At 70.2% G+C, this 8736-nt stretch carries 10 protein-coding genes; 7 read left to right on the top strand and 3 right to left on the bottom strand.

Features of this window, described 5'->3' with window-relative positions:
* Positions 1-435: 435 nt before the first annotated feature.
* Positions 436-1572 (bottom strand): S-adenosylmethionine:tRNA ribosyltransferase-isomerase, encoded by a 1137-nt coding sequence (locus tag ACWDR3_RS46215; protein WP_450358706.1) that lies wholly within the window; start codon positions 1570-1572, stop codon positions 436-438.
* The gene (locus tag ACWDR3_RS46210) at positions 1569-2270 is read right to left on the bottom strand and encodes an SDR family NAD(P)-dependent oxidoreductase (RefSeq protein ID WP_450358705.1); all 702 of its coding nucleotides are present in this window, start codon (positions 2268-2270) and stop codon (positions 1569-1571) included. Before ACWDR3_RS46210 ends, ACWDR3_RS46215 begins: the two co-directional genes overlap by 4 nt.
* A 214-nt stretch (positions 2271-2484) precedes the next feature.
* Here ACWDR3_RS46210 and ACWDR3_RS46205 point away from each other — a divergent pair, with 214 nt between their 5' ends.
* From ACWDR3_RS46205 to ACWDR3_RS46190, 4 genes are all read left to right on the top strand, one after another.
* Positions 2485-3708 carry a GAF domain-containing sensor histidine kinase gene (locus ACWDR3_RS46205; RefSeq protein ID WP_450358704.1) on the top strand — a complete coding sequence of 408 codons (1224 nt, stop codon included), beginning with the start codon at positions 2485-2487 and terminating at the stop codon, positions 3706-3708.
* A complete protein-coding gene (locus tag ACWDR3_RS46200) occupies positions 3701-4342 on the top strand; it encodes a response regulator (protein WP_401727873.1) in 642 nt (213 codons plus the stop codon). Before ACWDR3_RS46205 ends, ACWDR3_RS46200 begins: the two co-directional genes overlap by 8 nt.
* Positions 4343-4508: 166 nt before the next feature.
* Positions 4509-4754: a chaplin ChpE gene (gene chpE / locus ACWDR3_RS46195; protein WP_401727872.1), complete on the top strand. Its 246-nt coding sequence runs from the start codon at positions 4509-4511 to the stop codon at positions 4752-4754.
* Positions 4755-4943: 189 nt separating this feature from the next.
* On the top strand, positions 4944-5183 hold the full coding sequence (locus ACWDR3_RS46190; RefSeq protein ID WP_450358703.1) for a chaplin family protein: 240 nt from the start codon (positions 4944-4946) through the stop codon (positions 5181-5183).
* A 188-nt stretch (positions 5184-5371) separates the two neighbouring features.
* On the opposite strand, the gene ACWDR3_RS46185 is transcribed toward ACWDR3_RS46190, so the two are convergent.
* Positions 5372-6154 carry a hypothetical protein gene (locus tag ACWDR3_RS46185; RefSeq protein ID WP_450358702.1) on the bottom strand — a complete coding sequence of 261 codons (783 nt, stop codon included), beginning with the start codon at positions 6152-6154 and terminating at the stop codon, positions 5372-5374.
* 142 nt (positions 6155-6296) lie between these two features.
* Between ACWDR3_RS46185 and ACWDR3_RS46180 the strand changes: the two genes are divergently transcribed.
* The 3 genes from ACWDR3_RS46180 (at position 6297) to ACWDR3_RS46170 (ending at position 8653) form a co-directional block, all read left to right on the top strand.
* Positions 6297-7094, top strand: coding sequence for an ABC transporter ATP-binding protein (locus tag ACWDR3_RS46180; protein WP_280876995.1), 798 nt, complete (start codon positions 6297-6299; stop codon positions 7092-7094).
* 51 nt (positions 7095-7145) lie between these two features.
* The gene (locus ACWDR3_RS46175; protein WP_450358701.1) at positions 7146-7577 is read left to right on the top strand and encodes an NfeD family protein; all 432 of its coding nucleotides are present in this window, start codon (positions 7146-7148) and stop codon (positions 7575-7577) included.
* A gap of 131 nt (positions 7578-7708) precedes the next feature.
* Positions 7709-8653 (top strand): SPFH domain-containing protein, encoded by a 945-nt coding sequence (locus ACWDR3_RS46170; RefSeq protein WP_402346793.1) that lies wholly within the window; start codon positions 7709-7711, stop codon positions 8651-8653.
* Positions 8654-8736 lie beyond the last annotated feature (83 nt).

Here is an 8736-nt window from a genome sequence, read left to right as displayed (position 1 = left end):
GTCTCCGCGTTGCCGGGCACGGCGGAGAACGCGAGGGAGGCGGCACCGAGGGTGGCGACACCGGCGATCGCGATCCTGTGGCGACGGGTCAGGGCGAGACTGCGCCCACGAGCACTGAAGTTCTTCGGCATGACAGACGGACCTCTTCGAATAGCGCGGAGGTCGCTCTTCGTCCGGCGGGGGACTCCGGTCCATCCCGCACGAACGCCCCGGGGGAACCCGAGGCGCTGAGCGACGGCTGCCATTGTTAGCGGCCGCAAAATGCCGAGGCAAAGGTGTGACGTACGATCCCGGGTAGTGGACCCAGGAAGGGCAAAACGGGGCAGACTGGACTGTCTGCCCCGCTCATAAGGGGAGTGTTTATCTCCTATCGACCTTCGTACGTGATCTGCGCCCTATGCGCGGGCTCACATCGGGGACGTGACAGTCTCACCGCTAGTTGCTGGAGCAATGCACCGAGTGAGGGTTCTCCTCCGGGAGGATGAGATGGACGTCCCCGAACTCGTGCCACAGGTAGAGCCCGCGCAGCGCCTCCTCATAACTGCGGCCGACGGCCGCCCGCCCGGCGATCGCCTCCAGCATCAGCAGATGCGAGGCCTCCGGCTCGTGCAGCCCGGTCAGCAGCCCGTCCACCACCCGCACCCCGCGCTCCGGGGTGACGACGAGATCCGTCCACCCCGCACGCGCGCGTACGACCCCGTCCGCCCCGGCGGCCGACTCCACCGCCCGCACGGCCGTCGTCCCCACCGCGACGACCCGCCCACCCCCGGCCCGCGCCGCGTTGATCAACCGCGCCGACGCCTCCGGCACCGAGAACCGCTCTGCATACGGCGGCTCGTGCACCTCCACCGACGCCACCCCGGTGTGCAGAGTGATCGGCGCGAACTGCACCCCCCGACTCACCAGCTCCGCCACCAGCCCCGCAGTGAAGGGCCGCGCGGCACTCGGCATCTCCGCACTCCCCGCCCCGTCGTCCGTCGGCAACGCGAACACGGTCTGATACACGGACAACGGCTGATCCCGCTCCGTATAGGAGTAACGAATGGGCCGCCCGTGCGCACGGAGCATTCCGAGAACATCAGCGCCCGATGACCCGGCCCCCACCCCCGACACCCGCGCCCACCACATCCGGTCGCTGTCCGCCCCCAGCGGCTCCGTGAGCGTCAGCCGCAAGCCTCCGGGCAGCCGCACCTCCGTGCCTGCCGGGCCGCCCGCACGTGCGCGTGTGGTGCCGTCTCCGACGGGATCCCGCAGCTCCACCGCCCACCGACCGTCGTCCCCGCGCGTGGAGAAGTGCACCACCACGCACGCGTGCCCGATCCGGCCGTCCACGGCGGCGGCCAGCGTCGGAGACGTGTTCACGATCAGCAGATCTCCGGCCCGCAGCAGCCCGGGCAGCTCCACGAACGCGTGGTGCGACACCTCGGTGCCGTGCGACACCAGCAGCCGTACGGAGTCCCGCCCCCGCCCCGGCCCGCGCTGTTCCGCCGGAACCCTGGCCGACAGCTCCTCCGGTACCCTCCCCCACTCTCGGCTGCGCTCATGCGGGGGGACCCCCATCGCCAGCGTCATCGCCCCTCCACCAGCAGCGACGGAGCCGCGTAGCGACCGCTCACCGGCCGCTCGTCCAGGAGTCGCAGGAAGGCCGGCACCACATCGACCGGCGCAGGACGTGGATCGTCGTCGTCCGGTACGGCCGCCGCGTACAGGTCCGTCGCCATGTCCCCGGGATCCACCGCCCACACCCGCAACCCCGGCTCCTCCGCCCCGAGCACCGCCACGAGCTGGTCCAGGGCCGCCTTCGACGCCCCGTACCCGCCCCACGTCTCGTACGCCTCGGCCGCCGCGTCCGAGCTGACGGCGATCACCGTGCCACCCGTCGTGGACGCCCGCAGCAGCGGCAGCGCCTCCTGGACCAGGCCCAGCGCGGCGACCACGTTCACCTCCAGCGCCCGCCGCAGCCCTGACAGAGGCAGCTTCTCCAGCCGTGCCAGCGGCTCCGCGCCCAGCGCGCTGGCGTTGCTCACCAGCAGGTCGGCACCGCCGAGCCGCCACGCGGCCGCCACCAGCTCGGCCCGGTGCCCGGCGTCCGTGACGTCCCCCGGCAACGCCGTCACGCGCGTGCCGTACGCCGACACGGCCGCCGCCGTCTCCGCCAGGACCCCCTCGCTCCTGGCGTCGAGCACCAGATCCCAGCCGCGCGCGGCCAGCGCCTCGGCGAGCGCCCGGCCCAGTCCTTTCGAAGCCCCCGTGATGATCGCCACCGGCATGACACACGTCCCCTCGTAAAGTCCGCCCGTTGATCGGCGTGCCTTCAACGTAGGAACCGGCTCACCCGCCCCGCGTCGGACGCGGGGCCCAGAACGCCGGGGCCCTTCGACCTACGCCTGCCGTTCCGGGGACCTTCGGCCTAGGTCCACCGACCCGGTCCGGGCCGCCACTGGTCCGATCCGCGGTGTCACACCCCGCCGGTACCGTGAGGTCATGAGTCAAGGCCCCCGGTCCGGCCTCGCCGCGGTCAGTTCCGCGCTGCTGGCCATGAGCAGGCACCTGGAGGTGCGCGACGTCCTCAAGACGATCGTCGCCTCGGCCCGTGAGCTGCTCGGCGCGCAGTACGCGGCACTCGGCGTCCCCGACGACCACGGGGGCTTCGCCCAGTTCGTCGTCGACGGCGTCAGCGACGCGCAGTGGAAGGCCATCGGCCCGCTCCCGCGCCAGCACGGCATCCTCGCCGCGATGCTGCACGAGGCGAAGGCGGAGCGGCTGGCCGACGTGCGCAAGGACCCCCGCTTCGAGGGCTGGCCCTCCGCCCACCCGAACATGTCCGACTTCCTGGGCCTGCCGATCAAGGACGGCGACGAGGTCATCGGCGCGCTGTTCCTCGCCAACAAGCTGCGCCCGGCCACGGAGAAGGGTTCGGCGGCGGAAAACGGTTCGGCGATCGAGAAGCCTTCGGCGACGGAGAAGCATCTGCGTCCCAAGCGGGACGGAAGCTGCGCCTTCACGCAGGAGGACGAGGAACTGCTGGACATCCTTGCCCAGCACGCCGCGATCGCCCTCACCAACGCCCGCCTGTACGAGCGCAGTCGGGAGCTGACCATCGTCGAGGAGCGCTCCCGCCTCGCCCATGAACTGCACGACGCGGTCAGCCAGAAGCTCTTCTCCCTGCGCCTGACCGCCCAGGCCGCCGCCGCCCTCGTTGACCGCGACCCGGCGCGCGCCAAGGGCGAGTTGCAGCAGGTGGCCGCGCTCGCCGCCGAGGCCGCGGACGAACTGCGCGACGCCGTGGTCGAGTTGCGCCCCGCGGCCCTCGACGAGGACGGCCTCGTCGCCACCCTGCGCACCCAGGCCCAGGTCCTCGACCGCGCCCACTCCGCGCGCGTGACCTTCGAGAGCTGCGGAGTACGCGCACTGCCGGCGTCCCAGGAAGAAGCCGTCCTGCGGGTCGCGCAGGAAGCCCTGCACAACGCACTCCGCCACTCCGGTGCCGAGCACGTCGAGGTGACCCTCACCCGGCGCGGAGGCGGAGCCGTCCTTCGGGTGACCGACGACGGCGGCGGCTTCGACCCGCACACCACCCGCCGCGCCGGACGCCACCTCGGCCTGGTCTCCATGCGGGACCGGACGAGCGGCGTCGGCGGCACACTGACCGTTCAATCGGCGCCCGGCAAGGGCACCACGATCGAGATGGAGGTCCCCGGTGGCTGACGCAATCAAGGTGCTGCTCGTCGACGACCACCAGGTGGTCCGCCGCGGTCTGCGCACCTTCCTGGAGGTGCAGGACGACATCGAGGTGGTGGGCGAGGCGGCCGACGGCGCCGAAGGAGTCGCCCGCGCCGAGGAGTTGAAGCCGGACGTCGTCCTCATGGACGTCAAGATGCCGGGCATGGACGGCGTGGACGCGCTGCGCAAGCTCCGCGAACTGGCCAACCCCGCGCGCGTGTTGATCGTCACCAGCTTCACCGAGCAGCGTACGGTGATCCCGGCCCTGCGCGCCGGAGCCGCCGGATACGTCTACAAGGACGTGGACCCGGACGCGCTCGCCGGCGCCATCCGCTCGGTGCACGCGGGGCACATCCTGCTCCAGCCCGAGGTGGCCGGCGCGCTGCTCTCCCAGGAGGAGGCCAACTCGGGCCAGGGGAGGGCGGGTTCGCTCACCGAGCGGGAGCGCGAGGTGCTGGGCCTGATAGCGGACGGCCGCTCAAACCGCGAGATAGCCCGCGCCCTGGTGCTCTCCGAGAAGACGGTCAAGACCCACGTCTCGAACATCCTGATGAAGCTCGACCTGGCGGACCGCACGCAGGCCGCGCTCTGGGCGGTACGTCACGGAGTGGCCGGTTGATCCACGGCGCACAAGGGGGCGCACGGCAATGCGGAGCGTCCAGCTCCGGACTGAGATTCATACCGTCGTGGGAATGTCCCCCGGATGGCGCATCCTTCGTGGATCTACGCCGTTCTCCAGTGCGTGCTGCGGCGACTGCCGCAGCCATCGCTAGGAGGACTCAGAAGTGAAGAACCTGAAGAAGGCAGCGGCCGTGACGATGGTGGCCGGCGGGCTGGTCGCCGCCGGGGCGGGAATGGCCTCTGCCACCGGTGGTTCGCAGGCCGACGGCCAGGCCGTCGGCTCGCCGGGCGTCGCCTCGGGCAACCTCGTCCAGGTCCCGGTCCACGTCCCGGTGAACGCGGTCGGCAACAGCGTGAACGTCATCGGTGTGCTGAACCCCGCCTTCGGCAACCTCGGCCTCAACCGCTGACTCCGCCGCACGGCGGGCGATGACCTCCGGCCTCCCGGGCTGCCCCGGGAGGCCCGGTCAGTTAGTCGTTCGAATGATCCGAAAGGGCGGTTCATGTCCGATTCGCGTACCGCCCTCGTTCGCTTCCTCGTTGATCAGCGCACGACCCGCGGCCGGGTCGGATACGCAAACGCAGGAGGAACGCTTCTCATGAACATCGCCAAGAAGGCCGCCGTAGCCCTCACCGTGGCCGGCATCGCCGCCGGCGCGGGTGCCGGCGCCGCTGTCGCCGACGCGGGTGCCGACGGCGCGGCCGTGAAGTCGCCGGGCGTCGGCTCGGGCAACCTGGTCCAGGTCCCCGTCCACGTCCCCGTCAACGTCGTGGGCGACAGCGTCAACGTCATCGGCCTGCTGAACCCGGCGTTCGGCAACCAGGGCGCGAACGACTGACGCCAGCACAATCGAGAAGGGCCCCACCGGTCAATGAAGACCGGCGGGGCCCTTCTGATGTCCGGGTGTTTTGTTTTTCAGCCCGTCCGGCGTTTGAGGACAAGGCCCGTTCAGGGCCGACAGCGGGGGCCTGGGGGCGGCAGCCCCCAGACGCTCACGTCAACGCAGGCCAACCAACGAACCGAACCTCACCACCGCTCCCGCTCCTCCACAACGGAGTTGTACGCCGCGACCTGCGCCCGCCGAGCCGTCCGCTCAACCGGCCGCAACGCCAACGCCCGAGCCGCCATCTCCCCAGAAGTCACCGCCCCGCCATGCCCGTTGGACTCAGCCAGCGCGACGAGCATCCCCACCCGCTCGGCCAGCTCCAACACCCGCGCCGCCCGCGGCGGATACCCCGGCGCCAACACCTCACGCCCACGCTCCGCCCGAGCCCGGTACGCCTCGATCGCCGCGTCCGCCACCGGCCCCGACCCGGCGACGTCCAACCGGGACAGCACCTCCGTAGCGTCCCGAAGGGCCTCCGCGAGCTCCCGCTCCGCCTCACCGAGCGACGGCACATCCGCCGGCGGAGCCTCCCGCACCGGCAGACAGTGCCAGACGACTTCGACATGGACATCGCCGTCCGGCCCGGCCTCGTACACCTCGGGCACCAACCCCAGCGCGGCCCCGTAGCAGACCACCGCCTCCTCGGCCTCTATCGCCCGCGCGTTGAACTCCGGCGGTCCGCTCAAGCCCAGCGGATGACCCGGCGCCGGCAGCGCGACGCGCAGACCCGTCGCGCCGAGCGTCCGCAGCCGACCGAGGGCGAGCGTGAGCCCGACCGGCCCCGACTCCCCGGGCAGCCCCTCCATCCGATGCACCGCGTCGTCCCCGACGATCGCGAGCACCGCGTCGTCCGGCGAGACAAGACCGGCAAGAAGGGCATTTCCCCATGCGGCGAGGCGCCCTGAACGTGGTTCCGAGAACATGACCCCCAGCCTAAGGACCGGACCGATGGAATGGAGCGGGCGGCCGGTGGCGTAGATTTCATCGAGGGCTGCGCACACCAGCGCGCACGCGACAGCCGAGACGCCGAGACCTGGCCAGACTGCAAGGGGAGACAACGCGCTCATGAGCGATGTTCTGGAGCTTCAGGACGTATCTGTGGTCCGGGAGGGCCGGGCTCTGGTGGACCAGGTCTCCTGGTCGGTCAAGGAGGGCGAGCGCTGGGTCATCCTCGGTCCGAACGGCGCAGGCAAGACCACGCTCCTGAACGTCGCGTCCAGCTACCTCTACCCCAGCAAGGGCACCGCCACCATCCTCGGCGAGACGCTCGGCAAGCCCGGCACCGACGTCTTCGAGCTGCGCCCCCGCATCGGCATCGCCGGTATCGCCATGGCCGACAAGCTCCCCAAGCGCCAGACCGTCCTGGAGACCGTACTGACCGCCGCGTACGGCATGACGGCCGGCTGGCAGGAGGAGTACGAGGAGATCGACGAGCAGCGCGCCCGCGCCTTCCTCGACCGGCTCGGCATGAGCGATTACCTGGAGCGGAAGTTCGGCACCCTCTCCGAGGGCGAGCGCAAGCGCACTCTCATCGCCCGTGCGCTGATGACCGACCCCGAGCTGCTGCTCCTCGACGAGCCCGCCGCGGGCCTCGACCTCGGCGGTCGCGAGGACCTGGTCCGCCGTCTCGGCCGGCTCGCCCGCGACCCGATCGCCCCCTCGATGCTGATGGTCACCCACCACGTCGAGGAGATCGCCCCCGGCTTCACCCACGTCCTGATGATCCGTCAGGGCAAGGTGCTCGCCGCCGGCCCCCTCGAACTCGAACTCACCTCGCGCAACCTCTCCCTCTGCTTCGGCCTCCCCCTCGTCGTCGAGCAGCTCGGCGAACGCTGGACCGCGCAGGGTCTTCCCATGTCCTGACCCCCTTTGCGCCCTGTCCGCAGCACGACTTGCGGTCATACCATTGACCTTGTGAACGACATCGACGCATGGGTGTGGTGGCTCGTCGGCGCGGCCGCGCTCGGAATCCCCCTGGTGATCACGGCCATGCCGGAGTTCGGCATGTTCGCCGTGGGCGCCCTCGCCGCCGCCGGTGCCGCCGGACTGGGCTTCGGCGTCGTGATCCAGGTACTCGCCTTCGTCATCGTCTCGGTCGCCCTCATCGCCGTCGTCCGGCCCATCGCGACCCGACACAGCACGCAACGCCCCCAACTGCGCACCGGCATCGACGCGTTGAAGGGCAAGCAGGCCCTGGTACTGGAACGAGTGGACGGCTCGGGCGGTCGGATCAAGCTCGCCGGAGAGGTCTGGTCGGCCCGCTCGCTCGACAACGACCGTGCCTACGAAGTGGGACAGGAAGTGGATGTCGTGGAGATCGAGGGAGCGACCGCGATCGTCATCTGACCTCGCACGACTCAACTGAACGGAACAGGCCACGAGTTGTGCGACGGTCTGTCATGCTCGACCAGCAAGATCTTCAACAACCATAAGATCTTCCGAAAGAGCCGAGGCGGAGAAGGGTACGGGGAACGACGATGGAACCGGTCATCATCGTCCTGATCATCCTGGTGGTGTTGGTCTTCATCGCCCTGATCAGGACAATCCAAGTCATCCCGCAGGCCAGTGCCGCCATCGTCGAGCGGTTCGGTCGTTACACGCGGACACTCAACGCGGGCCTCAACATCGTCGTCCCGTTCATCGACACCATCCGCAACCGCATCGACCTGCGTGAACAGGTCGTCCCGTTCCCGCCGCAGCCGGTGATCACCCAGGACAACCTGGTCGTCAACATCGACACGGTCATCTACTACCAGGTGACGGACGCACGCGCCGCGACCTACGAAGTCGCCAGCTACATCCAGGCAATTGAGCAGCTCACGGTCACCACGCTCCGCAACATCATCGGTGGCATGGACCTGGAGCGCACCCTGACCTCCCGCGAGGAGATCAACGCGGCCCTGCGCGGCGTCCTCGACGAGGCGACAGGCAAGTGGGGCATCCGCGTAAACCGCGTCGAGCTCAAGGCAATTGAGCCCCCCACCTCCATCCAGGACTCGATGGAGAAGCAGATGCGCGCCGACCGTGACAAGCGCGCCGCGATCCTCACCGCGGAAGGCACGCGCCAGGCCGCCATCCTCACCGCGGAGGGCGAGAAGCAGTCCCAGATCCTGCGCGCCGAAGGTGAGGCCAAGGCCGCGGCCCTGCGCGCCGAGGGCGAGGCCCAGGCGGTCCGTACGGTCTTCGAGGCCATCCACGCAGGCGACGCCGACCAGAAGCTGCTCAGCTACCAGTACCTCCAGATGCTCCCGAAGATCGCCGAGGGAGACGCCAACAAGCTCTGGATCGTCCCCAGCGAGATCGGCGACGCCCTCAAGGGCCTGTCCGGCGCGATGGGCAACATGGGCCCCTTCGGCGGCGGTTCCAGCGACTCGGGCTCCGACCGGGCCCCGGAACGACGCGAGAAGCCGTCCATCGACTGACGACTTCGCACGACGCCTACGACACTGGTCGACGTGCACGATGCCGAAGCGGGGCGCGTAGCCGAAGGACCACTCGAAGTTGT

It is taken from the genome of Streptomyces sp. NPDC001002 (assembly GCF_053599215.1).
Note: the sequence above shows the minus strand (reverse complement) of the source record. Positions and strands in the feature narration are given on the sequence as shown.

Coding starts and splice junctions, on each gene's coding strand:
- ACWDR3_RS46215 (WP_450358706.1), bottom strand. CDS start 1,572: ATGACGCTGGCGATGGGGGTCCCCCCGCATGAGCGCAGCCGAGAGTGG.
- ACWDR3_RS46210 (WP_450358705.1), bottom strand. CDS start 2,270: ATGCCGGTGGCGATCATCACGGGGGCTTCGAAAGGACTGGGCCGGGCG.
- ACWDR3_RS46205 (WP_450358704.1), top strand. CDS start 2,485: ATGAGTCAAGGCCCCCGGTCCGGCCTCGCCGCGGTCAGTTCCGCGCTG.
- ACWDR3_RS46190 (WP_450358703.1), top strand. CDS start 4,944: ATGAACATCGCCAAGAAGGCCGCCGTAGCCCTCACCGTGGCCGGCATC.
- ACWDR3_RS46185 (WP_450358702.1), bottom strand. CDS start 6,154: ATGTTCTCGGAACCACGTTCAGGGCGCCTCGCCGCATGGGGAAATGCC.
- ACWDR3_RS46180 (WP_280876995.1), top strand. CDS start 6,297: ATGAGCGATGTTCTGGAGCTTCAGGACGTATCTGTGGTCCGGGAGGGC.
- ACWDR3_RS46170 (WP_402346793.1), top strand. CDS start 7,709: ATGGAACCGGTCATCATCGTCCTGATCATCCTGGTGGTGTTGGTCTTC.